The organism is Cellulophaga sp. L1A9, from assembly GCF_009797025.1.
In the GTDB taxonomy this organism is placed as follows: domain Bacteria; phylum Bacteroidota; class Bacteroidia; order Flavobacteriales; family Flavobacteriaceae; genus Cellulophaga.
The window spans coordinates 474,593-499,345 of sequence record NZ_CP047027.1; the positions used below are offsets into that span (position 1 = coordinate 474,593).

24 protein-coding genes are annotated in these 24,753 nt (G+C 34.3%); 10 read left to right on the plus strand and 14 right to left on the minus strand.

The features are described from left to right. Nucleotides 1–2 precede the first annotated feature (2 nt). The 9 genes from GQR94_RS01900 to GQR94_RS01940 form a co-directional block, all read right to left on the minus strand. Nucleotides 3–1,166, minus strand: coding sequence for a sigma-54 dependent transcriptional regulator (locus GQR94_RS01900; protein WP_158973765.1), 1,164 nt, complete (start codon nucleotides 1,164–1,166; stop codon nucleotides 3–5). Nucleotides 1,167–1,205: 39 nt separating this feature from the next. Further along, nucleotides 1,206–2,090, minus strand: a complete 885-nt coding sequence (locus GQR94_RS01905; RefSeq protein ID WP_158973767.1) for a mechanosensitive ion channel family protein — start codon at nucleotides 2,088–2,090, stop codon at nucleotides 1,206–1,208. Between the two features lie 3 nt (nucleotides 2,091–2,093). Further along, complete coding sequence (locus tag GQR94_RS01910) at nucleotides 2,094–3,428, minus strand: ABC transporter permease (protein WP_158973768.1); 1,335 nt, start codon at nucleotides 3,426–3,428, stop codon at nucleotides 2,094–2,096. Beyond that, entirely contained in the window at nucleotides 3,421–4,356 is a 936-nt protein-coding gene (locus GQR94_RS01915; protein WP_158973770.1) for an ABC transporter ATP-binding protein, read from the minus strand. The genes GQR94_RS01910 and GQR94_RS01915 overlap by 8 nt, the downstream gene beginning before the upstream one ends. 260 nt (nucleotides 4,357–4,616) lie before the next feature. Further along, nucleotides 4,617–5,744 (minus strand): molecular chaperone DnaJ, encoded by a 1,128-nt coding sequence (gene dnaJ / locus GQR94_RS01920; protein WP_158973772.1) that lies wholly within the window; start codon nucleotides 5,742–5,744, stop codon nucleotides 4,617–4,619. Nucleotides 5,745–5,753: 9 nt separating this feature from the next. Further along, the gene (locus GQR94_RS01925; RefSeq protein WP_158973774.1) at nucleotides 5,754–6,305 is read right to left on the minus strand and encodes a nucleotide exchange factor GrpE; all 552 of its coding nucleotides are present in this window, start codon (nucleotides 6,303–6,305) and stop codon (nucleotides 5,754–5,756) included. A 168-nt stretch (nucleotides 6,306–6,473) separates the two neighbouring features. Beyond that, on the minus strand, nucleotides 6,474–7,388 hold the full coding sequence (locus tag GQR94_RS01930) for a TIGR01777 family oxidoreductase (RefSeq protein WP_158973776.1): 915 nt from the start codon (nucleotides 7,386–7,388) through the stop codon (nucleotides 6,474–6,476). 92 nt (nucleotides 7,389–7,480) lie between these two features. Then, nucleotides 7,481–8,143 carry a tRNA (5-methylaminomethyl-2-thiouridine)(34)-methyltransferase MnmD gene (gene mnmD / locus GQR94_RS01935; protein ID WP_158973778.1) on the minus strand — a complete coding sequence of 221 codons (663 nt, stop codon included), beginning with the start codon at nucleotides 8,141–8,143 and terminating at the stop codon, nucleotides 7,481–7,483. 1 nt (nucleotide 8,144) lies between these two features. Next, complete coding sequence (locus GQR94_RS01940) at nucleotides 8,145–8,648, minus strand: DUF4920 domain-containing protein (protein WP_158973780.1); 504 nt, start codon at nucleotides 8,646–8,648, stop codon at nucleotides 8,145–8,147. A 106-nt stretch (nucleotides 8,649–8,754) separates the two neighbouring features. On the opposite strand from GQR94_RS01940, the gene GQR94_RS01945 reads away from it, so the two are divergent. Then, nucleotides 8,755–9,822, plus strand: coding sequence for a branched-chain amino acid aminotransferase (locus GQR94_RS01945; RefSeq protein WP_158973782.1), 1,068 nt, complete (start codon nucleotides 8,755–8,757; stop codon nucleotides 9,820–9,822). Nucleotides 9,823–9,861: 39 nt separating this feature from the next. On the opposite strand, the gene GQR94_RS01950 is transcribed toward GQR94_RS01945, so the two are convergent. Further along, complete coding sequence (locus GQR94_RS01950; protein WP_158973784.1) at nucleotides 9,862–10,248, minus strand: nucleoside triphosphate pyrophosphohydrolase family protein; 387 nt, start codon at nucleotides 10,246–10,248, stop codon at nucleotides 9,862–9,864. Between the two features lie 532 nt (nucleotides 10,249–10,780). On the opposite strand from GQR94_RS01950, the gene crcB reads away from it, so the two are divergent. From crcB to GQR94_RS01980, 6 genes are all read left to right on the plus strand, one after another. After that, nucleotides 10,781–11,152, plus strand: a complete 372-nt coding sequence (gene crcB / locus GQR94_RS01955) for a fluoride efflux transporter CrcB (protein WP_158973786.1) — start codon at nucleotides 10,781–10,783, stop codon at nucleotides 11,150–11,152. Nucleotides 11,153–11,482: 330 nt separating this feature from the next. Beyond that, entirely contained in the window at nucleotides 11,483–11,821 is a 339-nt protein-coding gene (locus GQR94_RS01960; protein WP_013549220.1) for a P-II family nitrogen regulator, read from the plus strand. A 26-nt stretch (nucleotides 11,822–11,847) separates the two neighbouring features. Continuing rightward, the gene (locus GQR94_RS01965; RefSeq protein WP_158973787.1) at nucleotides 11,848–13,164 is read left to right on the plus strand and encodes an ammonium transporter; all 1,317 of its coding nucleotides are present in this window, start codon (nucleotides 11,848–11,850) and stop codon (nucleotides 13,162–13,164) included. A 121-nt stretch (nucleotides 13,165–13,285) separates the two neighbouring features. After that, entirely contained in the window at nucleotides 13,286–14,317 is a 1,032-nt protein-coding gene (locus GQR94_RS01970; RefSeq protein ID WP_158973789.1) for an outer membrane beta-barrel protein, read from the plus strand. A gap of 262 nt (nucleotides 14,318–14,579) precedes the next feature. Further along, complete coding sequence (locus tag GQR94_RS01975; RefSeq protein WP_158973791.1) at nucleotides 14,580–14,918, plus strand: P-II family nitrogen regulator; 339 nt, start codon at nucleotides 14,580–14,582, stop codon at nucleotides 14,916–14,918. Between the two features lie 11 nt (nucleotides 14,919–14,929). After that, entirely contained in the window at nucleotides 14,930–16,204 is a 1,275-nt protein-coding gene (locus GQR94_RS01980) for an ammonium transporter (protein ID WP_158973793.1), read from the plus strand. Nucleotides 16,205–16,266: 62 nt separating this feature from the next. Here the strand turns inward: GQR94_RS01980 and GQR94_RS01985 are convergent, their stop codons facing one another. Beyond that, the gene (locus tag GQR94_RS01985; protein WP_158973795.1) at nucleotides 16,267–16,911 is read right to left on the minus strand and encodes a DUF1684 domain-containing protein; all 645 of its coding nucleotides are present in this window, start codon (nucleotides 16,909–16,911) and stop codon (nucleotides 16,267–16,269) included. Nucleotides 16,912–17,078: 167 nt separating this feature from the next. Between GQR94_RS01985 and GQR94_RS01990 the strand changes: the two genes are divergently transcribed. After that, nucleotides 17,079–17,804: a DJ-1/PfpI family protein gene (locus tag GQR94_RS01990; RefSeq protein WP_158973797.1), complete on the plus strand. Its 726-nt coding sequence runs from the start codon at nucleotides 17,079–17,081 to the stop codon at nucleotides 17,802–17,804. Here the strand turns inward: GQR94_RS01990 and GQR94_RS01995 are convergent. Beyond that, complete coding sequence (locus GQR94_RS01995) at nucleotides 17,791–19,209, minus strand: alpha/beta hydrolase (protein WP_158973799.1); 1,419 nt, start codon at nucleotides 19,207–19,209, stop codon at nucleotides 17,791–17,793. The genes GQR94_RS01990 and GQR94_RS01995 overlap by 14 nt on opposite strands. Before the next feature lie 94 nt (nucleotides 19,210–19,303). After that, nucleotides 19,304–19,759 (minus strand): Lrp/AsnC family transcriptional regulator, encoded by a 456-nt coding sequence (locus GQR94_RS02000; RefSeq protein WP_158973801.1) that lies wholly within the window; start codon nucleotides 19,757–19,759, stop codon nucleotides 19,304–19,306. 110 nt (nucleotides 19,760–19,869) lie between these two features. Between GQR94_RS02000 and GQR94_RS02005 the strand changes: the two genes are divergently transcribed. Beyond that, nucleotides 19,870–20,256: a hypothetical protein gene (locus GQR94_RS02005; protein WP_158973803.1), complete on the plus strand. Its 387-nt coding sequence runs from the start codon at nucleotides 19,870–19,872 to the stop codon at nucleotides 20,254–20,256. A gap of 37 nt (nucleotides 20,257–20,293) precedes the next feature. Here GQR94_RS02005 and GQR94_RS02010 read toward each other — a convergent pair whose 3' ends face one another. After that, on the minus strand, nucleotides 20,294–23,749 hold the full coding sequence (locus GQR94_RS02010; protein ID WP_158973805.1) for a methylmalonyl-CoA mutase family protein: 3,456 nt from the start codon (nucleotides 23,747–23,749) through the stop codon (nucleotides 20,294–20,296). 141 nt (nucleotides 23,750–23,890) lie between these two features. Between GQR94_RS02010 and purU the strand changes: the two genes are divergently transcribed. Beyond that, nucleotides 23,891–24,742 carry a formyltetrahydrofolate deformylase gene (purU, locus tag GQR94_RS02015; RefSeq protein ID WP_158973807.1) on the plus strand — a complete coding sequence of 284 codons (852 nt, stop codon included), beginning with the start codon at nucleotides 23,891–23,893 and terminating at the stop codon, nucleotides 24,740–24,742. Nucleotides 24,743–24,753: the final 11 nt, after the last annotated feature.

Genomic DNA, 24,753 nt, shown 5'->3' on the forward strand with positions numbered 1-24,753 from the left:
AATTATTTACTTGCAAAAAGTTTTACATCAGAAGCATCAACTTCTGTATTTCCTAATATAATTAGTCTTTCAACAACATTTCTCAATTCACGGATATTACCCGTCCAATCATACTCTTGAAGTAATGCTATTGCTTTATCTGAAAATGTTTTGACAGCGGTTCCATGTTCTGAAGCAATCTTAGAAGCAAAATGATTGATCAATAAAGGAATATCATCCCTTCTGTCATTTAACGCAGGTACTTTTATTAAAATTACCGCCAAACGGTGGTACAAATCTTCTCTAAAGTTACCGTCTTCAATTTCTTTCTTCAAGTTCTTGTTGGTAGCTGCAACTACACGAACATTCACTTTAATATCTTTATCTGAGCCCACTCTTGATATTTTACTCTCTTGCAAGGCTCTAAGAACTTTTGCTTGCGCAGAAAGGCTCATGTCTCCAATTTCATCTAAAAATATAGTTCCATTATTGGCCGCTTCAAATTTACCTGCCCTGTCTTTAACCGCAGATGTAAAAGCACCTTTAACATGACCAAATAACTCACTCTCTATAAGTTCTGAAGGTATTGCTGCACAGTTAACTTCTATAAAAGCCCCACTACTTCTTTGGCTTTTCTCATGAACCCAATGTGCCACCAATTCTTTACCTGTACCATTTGGACCTGTAATCAATACACGTGCATCTGTAGGTGCAACTTTTTCTATGATATCCTTAATTACATCAATAGCCTCGCTTTCGCCCACCATTTCATAATTCTTAGATACTTTTTTCTTTAAAATTTTATTTTCTACGACAAGCTCTTTCCTATCTAAAGCATTACGAACTGTAGTTAACAATCTATTTAAATCTGGCGGTTTAGAAATATAATCAAAAGCACCTAAACGCATTGTATTCACCGCAGTGTCTAGATCTCCATGACCAGAAATCATGATGAAAGGAATTTCAGGCTTAATCTTCTTTGCTGCTTCTAGTACTTCTACACCATCCATTTTTGGCATTTTGATATCACAAAGCACTAAGTCATAATCTTCTTTTTTTACGGCTTCTATTCCCTTTAAACCATCTTCTGCTTCCTCTACTATATAAGTGTCACTCTCCTCAGATAAGATTTTAACTAAAACTCTTCTAATGGCCGCTTCATCTTCTATAACTAATATTCTAGACATGTATTATTTTTTAGTAATAGGTTGTAAAAACCAATTTATTTAATTGTTTTTAATATGAACATCTCGCTGTGGAAATGGAATGCTAATATTATGTTCTCTAAATTTAGCATCTATCTTATAACGTATTGCACTCTTTATTCTTGGATCTGAAAAACTATCACCGATATAAAAATTAACAGCAAATAATAATGCAGAATCTCCAAAATCCTCAAACAACACAAAAGGCTTGGGGTTTTTTAATATTCCTTTCTGACCAACCACAGATTCTTCCAATAATCTGGTCACCAGAGTCACATCGCTTCCATAAGCCACACCCACCTTCACTGTTTCACGAGTTGTTTTATGATTTTGTGTATAATTATAGATGGTTTCACTTATAAATTTGTGATTGGGTATTATCACTACCTTATCATCTCTAGTGACACATCTGGTGGTTCTTAGTTTAATTTCAAAAACCTTACCAACTTTATCATCAACCTCTATAATATCTCCAACACTTAAGGATTTATCAACTATTATAAAAATACCTCCAATAACATCTTGAAATAATTCTTGTAGCGCTAAACCCAACCCAACAAATAATGCCGCAGACGCGGTTAAAAGAATGGTTATATTTATTCCTGCTGCACTCATGGTTAGTACAATAACCACTAAAAAAGCTACATAACGTATAAACTTAAAGACACTAATAAACTTATGTTTATCATCTACCTCCATATTTCTAGTAAAGAGGTAGCGCAACCATTTTAAAATAAAACTGGTAACCACAAATGTCAATACTAATAATAGCAAAAGTCCAATAGTAATATGAATTTCATTTTCTCCTTTACCAAAATGAACTCCAAGGTTTAGAACATCTTTAATGGCACCCCAAACATCTTCCTCTAAAATCTCTTTTACTTTCTCAGTATGATCTTGAATCATGAATTAATATTTTAACCACTTATAGAGCTCTTTGTAGCTTGGTTTCTTGCCATACATTAAAATTCCGATCCGGTAAATTTTTGCTGCAACCCAAACAATTCCCATAAATGTAATAATTAATAACAAAATAGAAACTACTACTTGCCAAATAGGAACTCCACCTTCCCCTAAACCACTTGATAATCGCATAAGCATTACAATTGGTGAGGTTAGCGGAAATAAAGAAAAGGCTACTGCAATGGGGCCATGCGGGTTATTAAATACCGAGAAAAACCCAACATAGATGGCCAGCATTAACGGTGTAATAACTGGTAGAATAAACTGTTGCGTATCTGTTTCATTATCTACTGCCGCTCCAATTGCCGCGTAAATAGAACTGTAAATTAAATACCCCAATAAGAAATAAACCAAAAAGAAGCTTATTAACATCAGCCATGGTATTTTATAAATTTCAACTCCCAACGCTAAAATCTTTTCATTCATCATAGAAACATTAGGCACGGATGACATTGCCTCCATAGAAGGATTAGCGCCACTAAATGCAGCCGGATCTATATCGAAGACAAAAATTACCACTAACATTAACAAGGAGGCCGAAAAAATCCAAATAGCAAATTGCGTTAGTCCCGCTAAGGATGTACCGATAATTTTACCCATCATTAATTGAAAGGGTTTTACAGATGAAATGATTACCTCTATAATTCTACTGGTTTTTTCTTCTATAACACTTCGCATAACGAAGCCTCCGTATATAATGATAAACATCATAATTAAATACCCAAAACCGCCTCCAATAAATGCTCTAATTTCATTAAAACCTTTAATATTAATATCACCAGAAAAGGTAGACAAATTAATATCATACGCCTTATCTACTGCTAAAAAATCTTGGTTTGAAACACCTAATTCCTGCAATCTATTTTGTTGAAGTCTGGTCTTGAATACGTCTTCTATTTTATCTAGGATAGAAGTGCTCGGCGCTTCTTTTGTATAGAAAAATGATTTATTGGTAATTTCTTCTAAATTATTTGCATCTGGAATATACAAAAGACCATAGTATCCTAAATTAGAAGTAGAATCTATGGCACTTTTTAAAGATACATTCCTAAATTCTATAAATGATGTGCTTTCTGTGGTGACAAATTCATTATGAAAAAAATCGCTTTCATTTAAAATTGAGATCACTTGCTTTTCACTATCATTTAATTGAGTCAAAAAAGCAATCAAAACAACCATTGCTACCATAAGTATAGGACTCAAGAAAGTCATAATAACAAAAGACTTGTTCCTAACTTTTGCCAAGTACTCACGTTTAATAATAAGCAGTAATTTATTCATTAGAATTTTTACTAGATATGGTTTGTATAAATATATCGTTTGCCGAAGGAATTTTTTCTAAAAAGTGATTGATTGGCGCTTTAGTGGCCAAGTAAGTGAGGATTTCTTGAGTGGACTTCCCTTTTAACTGTAACTTAAAATTTAATTGGTTTTCAATCTGATCATAAAAATCATCAAAAATGCCAAGTTTATCGCGTAGTTCTGGTAAAATCTCCGAAGGATTAAAAACCTGCATGCCTACTTCAAAAATATTCTTCTTATAGGCTTTTTTTATATCGGTAAGCTTGCCATCTAATATTTTTTCCGATTTATGTATTAGCGCAATATACTCGCAGAGTTCTTCTACAGATTCCATTCTGTGTGTAGAAAAAATAATAGAAGTTCCATTATTTTTGAGTTCTAATATTTCGTCCTTAATAACATTTGCATTTATAGGATCAAAACCACTAAACGGTTCATCAAAAATCAAAAGTTTTGGTTCATGTAAAACGGTGACAATAAATTGCACTTTTTGAGCCATCCCTTTAGAGAGCTCCTGTACTTTTTTATTCCACCAATCTCCAATCTCAAATTTATCAAACCAGTATTTTAATTTTTTCTTAGCTTCCGCTTTTCCCATTCCTTTGAGTTGCGCCAAGTACAAAGCCTGTTCTCCAACTTTCATACTCTTATACAAGCCTCTTTCTTCCGGAAGGTATCCTATCATAGCTACATGCTTAGGACTTAAAGGTTCCCCGTTGAATAAAACAGTACCCGAGTCTGGGTATGTAATTTGATTGATTATTCTAATTAAAGATGTTTTACCTGCTCCGTTAGGACCTAGTAATCCGTAAATGCTATTCTCAGGAATTTCTAAAGAAATATTGTTTAGCGCAGTATATGCGCCATATTTCTTGTTTACCTCTTTAGCTACCAAAACATGGTTCATGCAAACAATTTTACCAAAGATATTGAAATGCTTTAAAACACCGTATTTCCTGTATTAAATAATATCAAAAAAACATAAAATAGTATGGCATACATACCTTAAATCTTTTATTTAGGTATTAAAAAAGGGTATAAAAACAAAACCCACCCTTAATAAAATTAAGGATGGGAAAAAAATTGCTATGAAAAAGAAAATTAACATTGGAAGTCCAATGTTATTTCAAATATACGTTTTTATTTTAAAAATAAATTATTATGCCCTTAAGAAAACATATCTTTTACTTTTTCAAAGAACGATTTATCAGATTTTTCTGGGCTTGGAATGAAATTTTCATTGTCCTGCATTTTCTCAAAAAATTCTTTTTGTTCTTTATTGATTGTTTTTGGGGTCCAAACATTTACATGTACTAGTAAATCTCCCGCACCATATCCATTAAGACCTGTAATACCTTTACCTCTAAGACGCAAAATTTTACCAGATTGTATTCCCGGCTCTAGTTTAATACGTACTTTTCCCGTAACAGAATCTATCTCTTTAGAAGTCCCTAAGACTGCTTCAGAAAGGCTAACATATAGGTCATAATGTAAATTATCTCCTTCACGCTTTAGCGTTTCATGTTCCAAAGTTTCAATCGCTACGATTAAATCTCCAGGAACACCATTACCAGGAGCGTCATTACCTTTACCGGTAACTTTTAACTGCATCCCGTCTTCTACTCCACCAGGTATTTTTACCGCTACAGTCTCCTCCTTAACGATCATACCTTGAGAATCTGCATCATGAGGTTTATGGTCTAAAATTTGACCGCTACCACCACAAGAGCTACACGTAGCTGCTGTTTGCATTCTACCTAAAATAGTGTTGGTAATTTTAGTCACCTGACCTCTACCACCACAAGTGCTACACGTTTTATACGTTACACCACTTGCCTGAATTTTACGTTTAACTTTTATTTTTTTCTCTACACCGTTGGCAACTTCTTCGAGAGTAAGCGCTACTCTAATCTTTAAGCTGCTTCCTTTTACTCTTCTTTGACCACCGCCGCCGCCGCCAAAACCACTAAAGCCTCCGCCGCCGCCGCCAAAGCCACCAAAAATATCACCAAACTGGTTGAATATGTCATCCATATTCATACCACCTCCGCCACCGCCGAAACCGCCGGAACCATCAAAAGCTCCATGGCCGTACTGATCGTAACGTGCTTTTTTATTATCGTCGCTTAATACTTCATAGGCTTCAGCTGCTTTTTTAAACATCTCCTCTGCCTTTGCATCTCCAGGGTTTTTATCTGGATGATATTGCACGGCTTTTTTCCGATATGCCTTTTTTATTTCTGCCGCGCTTGCACCTTTAGTTATCCCTAAAATGTCGTAATAATCTTCCTTCATACTTTATGTTTAATTACCAACAACCACTTTTGGATGACGGATAATTTTATCGCCTAACTTAAATCCTTTTTCAATAACGTCTATAATCTTACCCTTCATCTTCTTGTCTGGAGCAGGAATTTGGGTAATAGCTTCATGGATGTCTGCATTAAAAACATCACCTGCTTTAGCTTCTACCTCTTCTAAACCTTTAGATTTTAGTACTTGTTCGAATTTGATTTTAATTAACTCTACACCTTTGAATGTTTCTTTATCATCTGATTTAGCTAATTCTTGCATCGCCCGATCAAAATCATCAGAAACAGGCAACAAAGCAACAATCACTTCTTGCCCTGCAGTTTTAAACAAATCCATTCGTTCTTTCGAAGTTCTTTTTTTGTAGTTTTCAAACTCAGCAAACAACCTCAGAAACTTATCTTTTTCTTTTGCTAAATCTTCTCTTAACTGTTCTTCAACAGAAAGCTCTTCAGCATGCTCAGATGAGTTATTTTGTTGCCCTGATCCGTCTTGTTGATCTAAGTTTTCTTCCTGTATATCTTCTGTGTTATTTATATCGCTCATTTTTGACTCAATTTTTCATTCTGCTCTTAACAGTTGGCAAAAGTACTGCCAATTCTTTAAAAATGTCAAAATGTCATCAAACTTTATAGAAAACATGCCGAAAGGCATTAAAAAAACGACTCTTCTAGGGATCAATTGTAAGGGAGCACTAAAATATGGCAGACAAAATTACTTTTTAGCATATAGAGAATCCAATGCAGGGCAGACATTTAAGTATTTAAAAACAAAGCCTTCTTCTAAAATCTTCTTATTACTAACCCGTTGGCTGTCCAATAATAGCGCAGACATTTCTCCTAAAATTAATTTTAAAACTGATGCCGGAATTTTTGGAAGTATTAATGGTTTATCCAAAACGCTGGCTATTTTTATAACTAGCTTTTCATTGGTTACAGGGTTTGAAGCCACACCATTGTATACGCCATTCAATTCATTATTGATTGCAAATACGAATAGTTTAGCTAAATCTTTAATATGAATCCAAGATTGCCATTGTTTTCCCGAACCAAATGCAGAACCTACAAAAAACTTAATAGGCTTAACCATTTCAGGCAAAGCACCGCCTACATTAGACATTACAAGTCCTATTCTAATTTTTGAAAGACTAAAATTGAAACGTTCAAAAGTATCTATCTCATTCTCCCAAGCTTTGACAACTTCAGAAAGAAAACCCTCTGTCTTAAACTCGTCATCTTCTGAATAGAATTTTTTAATTGAATCCGGATAGATACCTATAGCAGAAGCAGATACAAATGAAGTTATAGAAGCGCAATCTACTTTAGATAAACCAGCATTTAGCGTTCTTAAAGAATTAATTCTACTCGATAAAATTTCTTTCTTATAGGAAGATGTCCATCTTTTAGAAATGGAAGCTCCTGCCAAATTTATGATTGCCGTTACTCCTGTAAAGCAGTTTACATCTATTTCGCCTTTATCTGGGTTCCAAAAAAAACCTGAATAATTTTCGTTATCAACTATTTTGCTTTTACGTGTAGTAAGATAATTTACTGCAATTTTATTTTTATGACACTCGGTTACTATAGCATTGCCAACCAATCCTGTAGCACCTGTTATTAAGACCTTCATAGCAATTTTTTATAAAGGTAATTTTTTTATAAAGTATAGCGTTATCATTTAATTTAGGTTTAACATAAAACCCACTTAATAAGGAGATTATCTTACTTTTTAACAGCCCTTAGCATTTCTCTCTTTCCTGGAGGGCCTTCTAAGCGCTCCACTTCAAAACCTACCGCTAACATTGCCCTACGAACACTCCCTTTTGCCGCATAAGTCACCAATACACCATTTTTCTTTAGTGCCCTATACATGATATTGAAAATATCTTCTGTCCATAATTCTGGTTGAACACGGGCTCCAAAGGCATCAAAATAAATTAAATCAAAAGCAGCTTCATCTTTTATATGCATAAAGTCCTTCTGCTGCTTTACCAGCTCAAAAGTTGATGATAATTTACAAGATTTTTCCCAGTCAGATTCATGCATTTTCAAAAATATTTTTTCATATTCTTGCGCCTTAAGCTGCTCTACATAATTCAGCTGTTTAATTTCTAATGGATTTACAGGATAAGCTTCTACACCCGTATATTGTATATTTAAATTTATTTTTTGTGCTTCTATAAACGTTATCAAAGCGTTTAAGCCTGTACCAAAGCCAATTTCCAAAATAGAAACATCTCTATCCTTATATAAGGATAAGCCATTTTTAATGAAGACATGATATGCTTCTTGAATTGCACCGTGTATAGAATGGTATTGTTCATTCCAATCTACAATCTGAATAGTCGTAGACCCGTCAGACGTTGTTATAATTTTACGTTCCAAATTATTGTTTTAAAAGTACGCCATCTGCTTCAAACCTCAAGGTCTTTTTAGGAGACACAATTGCAGCGATTGCTTCTTCCGACTCACCCCCATCTTCAGCATAATGTCGCTGCTCTTCCACGGACATTTCTTCTACAAATGCCAAGCCGTTAACTACAACTTGTTTACCTGCTATATCTTTTGGCATAAAAAAGCCATAATCTTTAAATTTCACCATTGCTTGCGCACCATTCTCCAACTCAACATTCATCCAGCATCCTTTAGCCTGACAAACATCTATTACGGTTCCTGTAAATTTAGTCGTAATGGTATCAGCAACCTTCAAATTTTGATATTTCAAAGTCATATCACTAACATTTAAAGCGTTATCTACTCCAATTTCAGCTCCAAAAGAAGAAAATCCAGTTGTAACCTCAGTTGTTGGCTCCGATTCCGTTTGTTTATCTTGCCCCTTGCAACTAAAAAAGCATACAATTATCACAAGTAAAATGTTAATTCTTTTCATATCCATTAGTATTTATTGAATTGTTACAAAGTTGGTTATTTTTAGATAAAAAAAGAAGCTCTACTAATTATTATTCATTAATTTTATTGCATTAAACATATAATAAATGGAAACTACCGCAAATAGCTTAGTTACGGTTGAAAAAAGTAAAACATCTAAAATTGATCAAGTAGATTTTGATAATTTATCCTTTGGAAGCATCTTCTCTGACCATATGTTGGTCTGTGATTACAAAAATGGCGCTTGGGAGAACCCAAAAGTTGTACCTTATGGTCCAGTATCATTAGATCCCTCTGCAAAAATTTTCCATTATGGGCAGTCCATTTTTGAAGGAATGAAAGCCTATAAGGATTCCGAGGATTCCGCTTGGCTGTTCAGACCATTAGACAATCATAAACGACTTAACATATCTGCTAAAAGATTAGCTATTCCTGAAATTCCTGAAGACTATTTTATGGAAGGGCTTAAAACCCTTTTAAAGGTTGATGAGAAATGGATCCCTAAGAACGAAGGAAGCTCCATGTATATACGTCCTTTTATTTTTGCTTCTGGTAACGGATTCCATGCATCTCCAGCAAACGAGTACAAATTCATGATTTGCCTAGCACCTTCAGGATCATACTTCTCTGGAAAAGTAAAGGTATTGATTGAAGAAAAATATTCCAGATCTGCAAATGGTGGTGTTGGATTTGCTAAAGCTGGTGGAAATTATGCAGGTCAATTCTATCCTACACAATTAGCAGTAGCAAAAGGATACAACCAAGTAATTTGGACAGACGATAATACACATGAATATATTGAAGAAGCTGGTGCAATGAACATTTTTGTTCGCATAAATGATACTTTAATTACAGGTCCTACAAGTGATAGAATCCTAGATGGTATTACCAGAAAAAGTATTATTGAAATAGCTAAAGACGAAAATATTAATGTTGAAGTTAGAAAACTAACAGTGGCTGAAGTTGTTTCTGCTGCTAAAGAAGGATCTTTAAAAGAGATGTTCGGCGCAGGAACCGCTGCCGTTATCTCTCCTATCTCAGCGTTTGGATACAAAGAAACTGATTACGATTTACCAGAAATAAAAGATAGTTACGCTTCTTTATTAAAGAAAAGAATTACCGATATTCAGTACAATAAAGCTGAAGACAAATTTGGATGGCGTTATAAATTATAGCAAGATTTCAAATAAAAAAACCGCCTATTGGCGGTTTTTTTATTTATTTAATATTTTGTCAATGTTCGGGACAAAATAATTTGGTCCTTTTAACACCTTACCATCTTCTCTATAAATAGGTTTCCCATCTGCCCCCAACTTACTCATATTACTTCGCTGAATTTCATTAAACACTTCTTCTATTTTATGTTGCATGCCATGTTCCAAAATTGTACCACATAAAATATATAACATATCCCCTAAAGCATCAGCCACTTCAATTAAATCGTTATTTTCCGCAGCTTCCAGATATTCTTTATTTTCTTCATCCATCAAATTAAAACGCAATAAATTTTTACGCGATCCTAAATTTGCTTGCATAGATTTAGAAACACCCATTCCGAATGTTTCATGAAAAAGCGCCACTGCTTTAAGTTTATTTTCCATCTGTTCTATTATTAGGTTATTTTTGCATAAAAATAAAAAATATGTTCAGTACAGGACAATTAATATTCGCCGGCATTTTTTTTGTGTCTTTTGTAATAATTACTTTTTTCGCTTACAAGAGAGACAAAAAGCTCCATTTAAAAAACTATAAAGGCGTTAAATGGATAGGCTTAACATTCCTAATCTTTATACTTTTATTATTTGTTATTAAATATTCACTTAAAAATTAACGTTAAAGTTGCATACACCACAAAAATCATGGAGATCACAACAATTTTAAGATTTTTGTAAGAAAAGACGTATTTTTGCGTTGTAATACTATAAAACAAAGTTCTATGGTCACCTTTTTTAGCGTGTTATCTATTTTAGTCGGTTTAAATGCATTTCTATTACTTTTTAGCGTAAATAGTAATAAGAAAAGAATCGAAAAAAAAGATACCAATACTACACAAATACCTACAGAGAATATTTATCCTTTAAATATTCTTGAGACAAAGTACAAAAAAGCAGTTTAGTTTTATACTTTTAAAGTATGAAACAAATTCTACTTGTTTTTTTGGGTGGCGGTCTAGGCAGTGTATTAAGGTATTTAATAAGCAAGCCGCTTAATTTCTATTTCACCAATTTTTACTTAGGTACTTTTATTGTAAATATAATAGGTTGTCTTATTATTGGATTTATTCTAGGAATCTCTTTAAAGAACAGCTATTTCAACGAAAATCAAATATTATTTTTAGCTACTGGTTTTTGTGGTGGCTTTACAACGTTCTCTACTTTTGCATTAGAAAACAACTCTCTTTTAAAAAATGGAGATCTACTTGCCTTTGCTCTATATACTACACTTAGTATTACAGTAGGTATTTTTGCAGTCTCCCTTGGCATATGGCTTACAAAGCTTAGCTAAACTTACAGTACACTTCCACACCCTTATTGGTTGTTATAATTTAAACAATAATGAATCTTTTTTTAGATTTTGTAAAGTTTACAGCTTTTCTTGTTGGTTTTTAAACATATGACAAAAAAATCTATAAAAAATTCTACTTCTCCTATGTTTTGCCAGAAATAAGCAACGCAATTAAATCAAATTTTTATTTATTTCGACTAAAATTAATGATACCCATAAATTTTAGGGGTATATATTACAATTATCAAAAAAATATATACACCCCCCCTTCATTTTAATGGGTGTTAAAGATTTTAACATACATTTGCTTCATCAACAAACAAATCAAATATGAAAAAAATCGAGGCAATTATTCGAAAATCAAAATTTGACGAAGTGAAAAAAGCACTCCATCAAATTGAAGTTAATTTTTTTAGTTACTGGGATGTAACCGGAGTCGGTAATGAGAAACAGGGACATGTTTACCGCGGAATCTCCTATAGCACTTCAGACATTCAGAGAAGATACTTAACTATTGTTGTATCAGATGAGTTTTTAGAAAAAACCGTAAGTACCATATTAGAAGCTTCTAGTACTGGAAATGTAGGTGACGGCAAAATATTTGTTTCAGATGTTTCTGAAGCTTACAGAATAAGAACCAAAGAAAGTGGACAAGCTGGAATTAACTAACTAAGATTTTCAAAAAAACTAATATTATGAGTGAAGTACAACAAGAAGCTATAAGTAAAGTAGCGGAAGGTGTTAGCCAAGAAACACTAGACCAAGCTATTCAAAGCATCAACGGCGATATGGGCGCACTATGGATTATAGTTGCAGCCATTTTAGTATTCTTTATGCAAGCAGGATTTACGCTTGTGGAAGTAGGTTTTACTAGAAGTAAAAATTCTGGAAACATTATCATGAAGAACATTATGGACTTATGTATCGGTTCATTATTATTCTGGGCTGTAGGTTATGGTATAATGTACGGTAGTGATACCGTTTTAGGTGGTTTTTTCAGAACAAGCCCTTCTGATCAAGGGTATTTCTTCTTTTCAGCCACGGACTGGTACAATTTACTTTTCCAAACGGTATTCTGTGCAACGGCTGCAACAATCGTATCTGGAGCAATTGCCGAAAGAACAAAATTTTCTACTTATTTAATATTCTCTGCAGTTTTAACTACAATCATCTATCCTATTTCAGGTAGCTGGTACTGGCCATTTGACGATAGCGCATGGTTAAATGTTGCTGGATTTGTAGATTTTGCCGGATCTTCAGTAGTACATGCTGTAGGTGGTGCAGCTGCATTAGTCGCTGCAATTTTAGTTGGACCTAGAATTGGAAAATATAAAGACGGTAAAGTTAATGCAATACCGGGTCACAATATGACGTATGGCGCATTGGGTGTTTTAATACTTTGGTTAGGATGGTTCGGATTTAACGGAGGATCACAATTAGCATTTGGTGGTGATGATACTATTGCTGTAGGTAGCGTGATTATAAATACCAATATTGCTGCAGCAATGGGTGCAGTAGCCGCTATGGTATTGACCTGGATTAGATACGGAAAACCAGATATCTCAATGACGTTAAACGGAGCATTAGCCGGACTTGTAGGAATTACTGCAGGATGTGGTGCCGTGAATGTATGGGGTGCTCTAGCTATTGGTTTAATATGCGGAATTGTAGTAGTACTATCAATTGAAATCATTGACAAAAAATTAAAAATTGATGATCCCGTTGGAGCCATTTCCGTTCACGGGGTATGTGGTTTCTTAGGAACCGTTTTAGTAGGCGTATTCGCTTTAGACGGTGGTCTTCTTTCTGGTGGAGGAGCTGGACTTTTATGGGTTCAATTTTACGGATCTCTAGCTTATATTGTTTGGGCTGCAGTTGCTTCTTTCATCGTATTATTCATCTTAAAGAAAACTATAGGTTTAAGAGTTACACAAGAAGAAGAAATGGATGGATTAGATATTCACGAACATGATTCTAGTGCTTATCCTGAATTTACAATCAACGATAAATAGACATCAACAATGGAACGTTCGCCTGAACGTTCCATTACAATAATACTTAGTATTTCAACAAACAACACTTAATCTTAAACACTTCCTTTAATAGAGAAAGGAACATTTAAAACATCATTTTATGAAAGCGATTACAAAAACAAATTACGTAAAAAATATATTTTTACTAGGGTTACTTTTTGCTGGAACAAGCTTAATAGCGCAAGAAGAAATGGAAGAAAAAAGTAAAGTTAAAATCAGCGGTAGCGCTGATGCTTATTTCCGAACTAATTTGAGCGCTACGGACGAAGCGGATGGTGACGGAGCCTTTATTAATCCAGGATCTTCTTTCGCTGAAGAGACAGGATTTGCATTAGGAATGGCAAATCTTATAGCTAGTTACGATATGGGAAAAACAGGTGTTGTTGCCGATCTTGTTTTTGGTCCTAGAGGAGAAGCTGCTACGTTTAACCAAAATGTTATTAATCAACTTTATGCATACTGGAATGTTTCTGAAGGAACAACAATAACTGCAGGTCGCTTCAATACTTTCTTAGGATATGAAGTAATTTCTCCTGTTGCAAATATGAACTACAGTACTTCTTATTTATTTTCTAGCGGACCATTTTCACATGTAGGTGTAAAAGCTGATTTTGCGTTATCTGAAGATTTTAGCTTAATGTTAGCTGTTACAAATGTAGCTGATGTAAATAACAACTTTACAGGAGTTTACGCTTTGGGAGCGCAATTAGGGTATTCAGGACAATTTTTAAACTTTTATTATGACGGTGGTGAATTCCTAGGTCTAGAAGTAGATTATACTGGTGGTTTTGATTTATCAGAAGATTTTTTCTTAGGTATAAATGCCGCTTATGCTGATAGTGATGGAGCTGGTTTCGCAGGAGCTGCTTTATACCCACAATTAGCTACTTCTGATAGTTTTAAATTAGGATTAAGAGGTGAATACTTCTCAACTTTTGATGGTGTAGATGGTACGGATGATCCAAGTGTATTTGCCGCTACATTAACAGGTAGCTATTCAATTGAAAACTTAACAATCAAACCAGAAGTAAGATTAGATTCTTGGAGCGATAATGAGCCATATTTTGATAATGATGGTGCCGCTTCTAAAAGCTTATCATCTTTCTTAGTTGCTGCGATCTATTCGTTCTAAGTTAAAATTTGTTTATTGTTTATATTTAAAAAGAGTGTGTCTCTCAAAAGACACACTCTTTTTTTATGCCTAAAGGTCAGATTTCTCACAAATTAGATTAGAAATGCCTGATTTCCTAACACCATAAAAAATACAGTGCAAACTGCTGAAAAACAGATAATTATAAAGATTAGCTGTTTTTCACTATCCACTAATTAGCTTGTTAATGAATTGTTAAAAATAATAATTGATTTACATTTGCAGGAAATCAAACAAATCAATCATGAAAAAAATCGAAGCAATTATTCGAAAGTCAAAATTCGACGAAGTAAAAAAAGCACTTCATAAAATTGAAGTAAACTTTTTTAGCTACTGGGATGTAACGGGAGTTGGCAATGAAAAACAAGGGCATGTTTATCGCGGAATATCTTACAGCACTACTGATATACAACGCAGACACTTGAGCATTGTCATTTCTGATGAATTTTTAGAAAAAACGATTGAGACCATACTAGAGGCCGCAAGTACTGGCAATGTTGGAGACGGAAAAATATTTGTATCAGAAATTACAGAAGCTTATAGAATAAGGACAAAAGAAAGCGGGAACGCAGGAATCAACTAACAGAAAACATTATGAACGACGGATTATTTACTGCCAATAATGTTTGGATGATGATATGCACAGCACTCGTGTTTTTCATGCACTTAGGCTTTTCATTTTTAGAGATTGGATTAACCAGACAAAAAAACACTATCAATATATTATTTAAAAACCTTTTTATTATTTGCGCTGGGCTTTTATTGTATTACATCGGCGGATTTAACTTAATGTACCCTGGCGATTTTAATGGATTTTTAGGATTTGCAGGGTTTGGTATTGAAGCACCCGCCAATGGTATGACGGCAGCGTACGCCCCTAGTGGAGGCTACACCTATTGGACTGATTTTCTATTTCAAGGAATGTTCGCTGCTACGGCAGCAACTATAGTTTCTGGCGCCGTTGCTGAACGTATAAAAATTGGAGGCTTTATGATTTTCACGGTCATCTATGTAGGTTTAATTTACCCAATTGTAGGTTCATGGCAATGGGGTGGCGGATTCTTATCAACCCTAGGTAACGAAGTAAATGCCGCAGGAGAACTCATAAAAGAAGCTGGATTTCATGATTTTGCCGGCTCTACTTTAGTACATTCTGTAGGGGGTTGGGCAGCGCTTATAGCGGTGTATTTGCTTGGACCGAGAATCGGTAAATTCGACGAAAACGGAGAAACCTTCGCTATTCCCGGACATAATATACCTATCGCTACTGCTGGGGTATTAATTCTTTGGCTTGGATGGTTTGGTTTTAACGGAGGCTCTGTACTTTCTGCAGATCCAGGAGGTACTTCATTAGTACTCGTTACCACTTCATTAGCTGCAGCTGCAGGAGGAATTGCCGCCTTTATGTTTTCATATCTTCTTTATAAAAACCTGGATTTAACCATGTTTCTAAATGGTATTTTAGGAGGTTTGGTTGGTATTACTGCAGGCGCCGATTTAATGTCACCAAATGAAGCTATAATTATTGGAGCATTAGCAGGAATCCTAGTGGTAGGTGCCGTTGCATTAATTGACAAAGTAAAATTAGACGATCCCGTAGGAGCCATTGCTGTACATTTAATTTGCGGCGTGTGGGGCACATTGGCCGTCGGTTTTTTAGGAACCAAAGCAGGAGGATCACAAATTTTATATCAATTAGCAGGTATTGTTATCATTGGTCTTTTTTGCTCTTTAACTACCTTTATAATACTTTTTACGTTAAAGAAAACAATTGGCATTAGAGTATCCAAAGAAGAAGAACTGGAAGGATTAGATCTTCATGAACATGGAATGGATGCTTATCCGGACTTTAGACTGAATCAACATTAATAAAAACTACTGTTTCATAAAAAAAGGCTGAACTAAATTTAATTTAGTTCAGCCTTTCTTATTTACTTTTTTTTAAATGCCTTAACCCCCGCATTAATTTTTACAGGAAGATGATTCACCTTAGGTACTATTGGACAAGAATACTTTTTATTATAGGCACAATAGGGATTATACGCTTTATTAAAATCGATCATTAAAGTATCTCCTTTTGGAATAGATAAATCTACATACCTACCGCCGGTATACGTTAAACCACCATTGGTTTCATCTGAAAATGGAAGAAACAAATACTCTCTATATTTCGCTTGCGCCATTAACGTAGGGCTTTGATACACTTCTAACTGATAATCCTTTCCATTAATCTTAAAATACACAATACCATACACTACTTCTTCTGATTTTCTATCGGTTGTTGTTGCCATTAAAAAAGGCAAAGCATCTGGAGTTCTTACAAATTTAGCGACTATCCTTAATGTAGTATCTGGTTTGAAAAAATCTAAGGTTTCAAAATTCTTTCTGTCCTTATTATATAGAGGAGAGGTTTCAGGATCTTTATATTCCTTATTTAGTTCCTGTTGAAATTTTAAGATATCTGCCATAGCATTAGAAATATCTTGTGGAATTTCATTTGCAACAACATCGTGATATTTTTTTTCTTGCTTACAACTCATCAATAGAATTACAGCTAAAAAAAGTAATTTTCGCATAGGTAATATTTAATAATTCAACATGAAATAAAATCTGTTTTAGCCACAAATAAATTGAAGAAAAAAAAGAATAAACTCCCAGGTACAAACTTATAAATAAAATAGTTACAATTCATATCTTGCACATCTAGGTTTTGTTTGTAAATTCGATTTAAATTAAAACATCTATGAAAGCTGCAATTATTTTACTCCTTTCTATGTTCATGCTGGTCTCCTGTAGCGAAATTAATTCTACTCACAGTAATAAAAAAGCTTTAGAAAAAATACAACCCGATCGTTATAATGTTGCATTCTTAATCATGGACGGCACTTATAATACTGAGTTCACCGCGCCTTACGATATTTTCCAACATACTCAATTTCGAAAAAATATTAAGGCAATGAATGTCTTTACGGTTGCCAATACACTGCAACCTATTACCACTTTTGAAGGCGTTCGCATTCTTCCTGATTTTGATTACACTAAAAAAAATCTTCCCAATATTGACATCTTAGTTATCCCCAGCGCAGAACATCATCTAGATACTGACTTAGAAGATGTTGTAATGCTTAGTTTTGTAAAAAAGGTTGATGAAAAGGCTCTTTTTATGACTAGTCATTGCGATGGCGCTTTCGTACTTGCCAAAACAGGATTGCTAGATACTGTGGCTTCCACCACGTTCCCTGGTGATTTAATTAAATACCAAGAAAGGTTTCCGCAATTAAATGTAAAGAAAAATTCTTTATTCGTGCATGACGGAAAATACATTACCTCCGCTGGTGGTGCAAAAAGTTTTGAAGCAGCACTTTATTTATGTGAATATTTATACGGAAAAGAGGTTGCTCAATCCTTAGCTAAAGGTCTTGTTATTGATTGGGATGTAAATAAAACGCCCCATTTTATTGTTCCTTAATATCATACCTAGCTTCCTTAAGGTATTTTAACATTAATGCATTGTACTCTGGCGAAATTCTTAAAAGTGCTGTATTTGGTATATCGTAAAGTTTTTGTTTATCCGTAAATCCTGCTTTTAACAACTCTTCTAAATAAAATAAAGCGGTACTGTAATCTTCCTCCTTTGAACTCAATGATATTACCTCTAAATACGCCTCAAAATCATCAGGATCTGTAATAGTATTAAGCATATACAGAAAGCTAAGGCCTTCTTCATCTACTACTTTCTCTTCTTCTAATTCATTTATATTTTTATCTACTATATAATCTAAAAAATCTTTTAACCTATTGCCCATCTGGCGCTCATAAGGGTTTTCACTATTCTTGAATTTTTCAATTTCCTGCATTTGATAATTCCACCACCCCAAATTATTAAAATTATAAGTAGCAACATCTTCATAAACAGCATAATCATAATCTTCTTGTAACAATTGTTCTTGAAATCTGTAATTAGATTCCATACGTTTTGCGACCTTGTATTCTTTATTTTTTCTAAGACTTTTTTGCACCTCTTTAAGCTCTGAAACATCTAAATGAACGCGAAAAATTTCGATGATCTCTTTAGAAAAACTATAAGCCCGCAACAGCTTTTTATCTTTTATAAGACTATGTACTACCATTAAATTCTTGCGATAAGCGGCATGAATAAACTCTTCATTTTTTTCTACTTCACCCTTAGCCATGGAATTTAAAGTAAATACCTGTAATGCTAAATCAACAAAATACATAGCATTAGGATTTGTATTTTCTTCATAGGTAAACAATTGATTTGGAAATTTCAGGTTGTTTAATAGACGTTCCGAAACCTCCATTTGAATACTTTTATACTCATTGACTGATGCTATACCTATAAATTGAAATGGGTTACTAGAAGTTAAAACATCTGCATTTGCAAGACCTCCTCCTATAGAAACAATTCCTTTAATATTCTTACTTACAATAGGCATTATTGATGCAAATGTTCCTCCTAAATCAATCCCTCCTGTATAAATCCGTCTAGCATCTATTGGCAAAATACTAATTACCCTATCAATCATCCTACTAGTTATTAAAACATTCTGAGTAATCGAAAGCGAATCGTTTACTTCATTTGAAGCCACAAGAATATAATCCTGATTTTCTCCAGCCTGCAAAAAGGGCTGAATTGCAGCTTTGCCTTTACCCTCCATATTGAACAAAAACAATACAGGCCAACGCTTATTTACATCAAATTTCTTAGGAATGTACAAAGCGAAATTTTCAGAAATAGTATCGTGCACACGAACTGAATCAATAATAACCCCTTTCCTTAGAGTTAATTGTTGCGCTGAAGTATTTAAAACAAAACAAAAGGCAAAAGCTAGGAAGAATACTGTTTTTTTCATATCAATTTGATGCATCAAAAATCTCGCCAAATTATAGTTAAATTTACAAATTAAAATAGTGTTTTTACAGAGAACCCATAAAAAGTTAGCAGAATTATGATTTGGCTTTTCTCCCAACAGGTGCATCAGAAACCACTTCTGAGAGAATTATATGTGTTCTTGTCTCCCCATATTGAATTAACATATCAATAAATTTCTCTAAATGAAATTGATCTTTAAAAACTACCTCCATGATAATATTCTCATTACCTGTTATTCGGTAACAGTTTACCACTTCTTCATACGTTTTAACCGCTTCTAAAAAGGGCTTCAATTTCCCCATAAAAGCGCGCAACGTAATCATGGCTTTCAACTGATACCCTGTTTCTGTATGAGAGATAATAGCTTTATAACCATTAATAATTCCCATGTCTTCCATTTTCTTAATTCGTTCTGCAACAGCAGGAGGCGTAAGGCCTACTTTACGACCTATATTTGCAAAAGAATCTCTTGCATTTTTCTGAAGGCTTTGAAGAATACCCCAATTTAAATCATCAATCTTTGGATTCAATAGTAAAACAGTTTAAAATATTTGTATTCGATAGTAAAACTTAGTATCTGCTTTATAAAAGTAAGATAATTTTTGTAATCTCGTCGTAATTTTATAGAAAATTGCTTAAGATGCCAAATCGAAATTTGAATACGTTACCAGTTTATAGAAAAGCCTTAGACTTATGCTCTATAAGCAGAGAGATTGTATCTTACATCACTTACAATAAGGATTTGTTGCATTTGTACAAATCTCAAAGCCACAGAGATATCATTGCAGATTCTTTATTAACAGATACTATTTTAATTCCTCAAAAAATTGAACTAGCTGAACGCTCTGAATCTTACTTAATTAGAGTATCAACAATACATCATATCAATATCATCAGTAAAAACATTCTATCTTATTGTAGAGGTTTAGAAATGGATGGTTTGAAAGAAAAAGAATATTTAAATCTTTTACGCGAAGAACTAAAAATCTTTAGAAAAACATACAGAATATGGAAACGCTCTTTATAAAAGAGCGTTTTTTTTATTCCTAGATTTAATTTATCCTTTACATATTTCTTCGGTATTGCCCTCCTACTTTAAATAGCGCATTAGTAATCTGACCCAAAGAACTTACCTTTGAAATCTCCATAAGCTTCTCGAATATATTTTCATTATTCATTGCTGCTTGTTGAATTTCACTCAGTGCCAGTTTGGATTCTTCTTTATTCATTTCTTTCAGATTTTCCAAAGTCACAATCTGAGCTTTTTTCTCTTCATCTGTCGCACGGATTACTTCCGCAGGCAGTACTGTTGGTGATCCTTTTGAACTTAAAAATGTATTGACTCCAATAATAGGAAATTTGCCATTGTGCTTTAATGTCTCATAATACAAGCTTTCTTCTTGTATTTTAGAACGTTGATACATGGTTTCCATAGCACCTAATACTCCCCCACGTTCTGTAATCCTATCAAATTCTATTAAAACTGCCTCTTCTACTAAATCCGTTAGTTCTTCAATAATAAAAGAGCCTTGTAACGGATTTTCATTTTTAGCTAAACCTAACTCCTTATTAATAATTAACTGAATTGCCATTGCTCTACGAACAGACTCTTCTGTAGGCGTAGTAATAGCCTCATCATAAGCATTGGTATGCAATGAATTGCAATTGTCATAAATTGCATATAACGCCTGAAGCGTTGTACGGATATCATTAAAATCTATTTCTTGCGCGTGCAAACTACGGCCAGAAGTCTGTATATGATATTTTAACATTTGAGCTCTTGGCCCTGCTCCATATTTATGTTTTAATGCTTTTGCCCAAATTTTACGTGCTACACGCCCAATTACAGCATATTCTGGATCTATTCCGTTTGAAAAGAAGAACGATAAATTAGGTCCGAAGGCATTAATATCCATTCCCCTACTTAAATAATACTCTACATAAGTAAACCCATTTGATAAGGTAAATGCTAATTGTGTAATAGGATTTGCCCCAGCTTCTGCAATATGGTATCCAGATATAGAAACTGAATAAAAATTACGCACTTGATTCTGAATAAAGTACTCTTGCACATCTCCCATTAATCGCAATGCAAATTCAGTAGAAAAAATACACGTATTTTGTGCTTGATCTTCTTTTAGAATATCTGCCTGCACCGTACCTCTAACTTCATGTAAGGTGTTAACCTTTATTGTAGTATATACATCTAAAGGCAAAACTTGATCTCCAGTAACTCCTAAAAGCATTAAACCTAAACCGTTATTACCTTCTGGTAGGGCGCCATTGTACTTAGGTTTTTTATCTTCCCTACCTTTAAATAGTGCTGCTATTTTAGCAGCAACCTCTTTTTCTAAGTTATGTTCTTTTATATATTTCTCACAATTTTGATCAATTGCCGCATTTAAGAAAAAGCCCAATAACATAGGTGCCGGACCATTAATGGTCATACTCACAGAAGTCATAGCATTAGATAAATCGAAACCTGAATACAGTTTTTTAGCATCGTCTAAACAACAAACAGAAACTCCTGCATTTCCTATTTTACCATAAATATCTGGCCTAATATCTGGGTCGTTGCCGTATAAGGTTACCGAATCAAAGGCCGTAGAAAGTCTTTTTGCAGGCAAGCCTAAACTTACATAATGAAAACGGCGGTTGGTACGCTCTGGCCCACCTTCACCCGCAAACATTCTAGTAGGATCTTCTCCTGTACGTTTAAACGGATACAAACCAGCGGTATATGGGAATTCTCCTGGTACGTTTTCCTGAATCATCCAACGCAGCAAATCGCCCCATGCTTTATATTTAGGGAGTGCTACTTTCGGAATTTGAGTCTGAGAAAGAGATGTTGTATGTGTGTCTAATTTCAATTCTTTGTCACGCACTTTAAACGTGTAAATAGGATCTTTATACTTCTGTACTTTTTCCTCCCAGTTAAGAATAGCCTCCCAATGATAGGGATCTAAATCTAACTTTATACGATCAAATTCTTTGATTAATAAGTTTAGAAATGTTTTATGCTCTTCTAATATGCCAACCGCTGCAATCGCATCTTCATCCAATCCATTTTTTGAAAGGTACAACTGCTCAGGTGCACTAGGCTTCACATTTAAAATGGACAAGATAGCTTGAAACACACCATAAAGTCGCTGTGCAACTTGTACTTGCCCAATTCCTTTATCGTCATAGCTTCTATTATTCTCTGCAATTTCAGAGAGGTATCTTATGCGCGAAGGAGGAATCACAAAAGCGTGTGCTTTATCATCCGTATTAAATTTTAAAGAAGATTTTAAATTGGCCTTTGCCTTTTCTACTAATTTATCCATTAAGGTGCGGTACAATCTATTGGTACCTGGATCATTAAATTGACTCGCCATAGTTCCGAAAATTGGCAAATCGCTTTGGTCCATATCCCAAAGGTTATGGTTGCGCATGTATTGTTTTTTAACATCACGCAAAGCATCCAGAGAACCTCTTTTATCAAATTTATTTATAGCTACAACATCAGCAAAATCAAGCATATCAATCTTCTCCAATTGTGTAGCAGCACCAAACTCTGGAGTCATTACGTACAATGAAACATCTGAATGTTGAATAATTTCCGTGTCTGACTGACCAATTCCTGAGGTTTCTAATACTATTAAATCAAATTCAGCTGCTTTTAATACTTGAACTGCCTCCTCTACATATTTTGACAATGCCAAGTTAGACTGCCTTGTGGCTAAAGAACGCATGTAAACACGATTATTATTTATCGCATTCATACGTATACGATCCCCCAATAAAGCACCTCCTGTTTTTCTTTTAGAAGGATCTACAGAAATTAATCCGATTCTTTTTTCTGGAAAATCTGCCAAAAACCTACGCACCAACTCATCTACTAAACTAGATTTACCAGAACCACCAGTACCTGTAATTCCTAACACAGGAATAGTATTAGGTACGGTAACAGCTCCAAAATGTTTCTGAAATTCATCAGGTCTATTTTCAGCCAAAGAAATTAGTCTGGAAATAGTATTAATATCTTTCGTCTTCAAAGCCTCAGTAACTGAAGTATTTTTAATTTTATTTAAATCCGGCACAGGAAAATCACTCCGTGCAACTAAATCATTGATCATTCCTTGCAAGCCCATTGTCCTACCATCATCTGGAGAATAAATACGAGCAATACCATACTCCATCAAGGCTTTAATTTCATCTGGAAGGATGACTCCCCCACCACCTCCAAAGATTTTTATATGTTCTGCGCCACGCTCCTTAAGCAAATCATACATGTAACGGAAATATTCATTGTGACCTCCTTGATAGGACGTCAATGCAATGGCGTTTACATCTTCCTGAATCGCACAATCTACCATTTCCTGAACACTACGATCATGTCCAAGATGAATTACCTCTACCCCTGTAGATTGGATAATTCTTCGCATTATATTTATGGCAGAATCATGCCCGTCAAATAGAGAAGCTGCGGTAACTATTCGTATTTTATTCTTCGGTGTATATGGGATAATTTGTTCCATTGATAATAAAAGGTGTTTTTACAGGGTGCAATTTACGAAAAACGCAAAGATTAACTTGTATAATTTACAATATTGTAAAAGTGACTATTTCATACGACCTATTCTTTTCAATATCATAATTTTACCCCTTAATTAAGTCACGTGAAAACAACAATTTTAATACATTGTCCAGATCAATCTGGCATAATATGCTCCGTTACTGGTTTCGTTCATGCACAAGGAGGAAATATCATTTACTTAGACCAACATGTTGATAAAGCTTCTGGCGAACTATTCATGCGTATTGAAAGTGAATTTTTAGATACCGAACTCAGTGTAAATCACTTCAAATCTAAATTTGATGAGCAATTAACTACTAAGTTCAAAATAAAATGGAGTATTCATACTGATGAGACCAAACCCAGAATGGGATTGTTTGTCTCTAAATACAACCACTGTCTTTATGATTTATTGAGTCGCTTCAATTCAGGTGAATTAGCTGTTGACATTCCGTTTATTATTAGCAACCATAATGATTTAGAATTTGTCGCCAAGCAGTTTGATATTCCTTTTTATCATATTCCCGTAACAAAAACGACAAAGGCCGAAGCTGAAAATAAGCAACTAGAACTCTTAGCAAAATACCAGATAGATTTTATTGTTCTTGCGCGGTATATGCAAATTGTCACCAGTAAGATTATTGATCGCTATCCGAATAAAATAATAAACATTCATCATTCTTTTTTACCCGCTTTCGCAGGTGCCAAACCATACCATGCCGCTTTTAAAAGAGGGGTCAAAATAATAGGAGCCACAGGACACTATGTTACCGAAGAGTTAGACGCTGGACCAATTATTGCGCAAGATACCACGACAGTTTCTCACACAAATTCTATCGATGATCTTATTGCCAAAGGGCGTGATCTTGAAAAAATAGTTCTTTCAAGAGCTGTTAAACTGCACATTCAACGTAAAACAATGGTTTATAACAATAAAACCATTGTTTTCTCATAACATCAATTTTT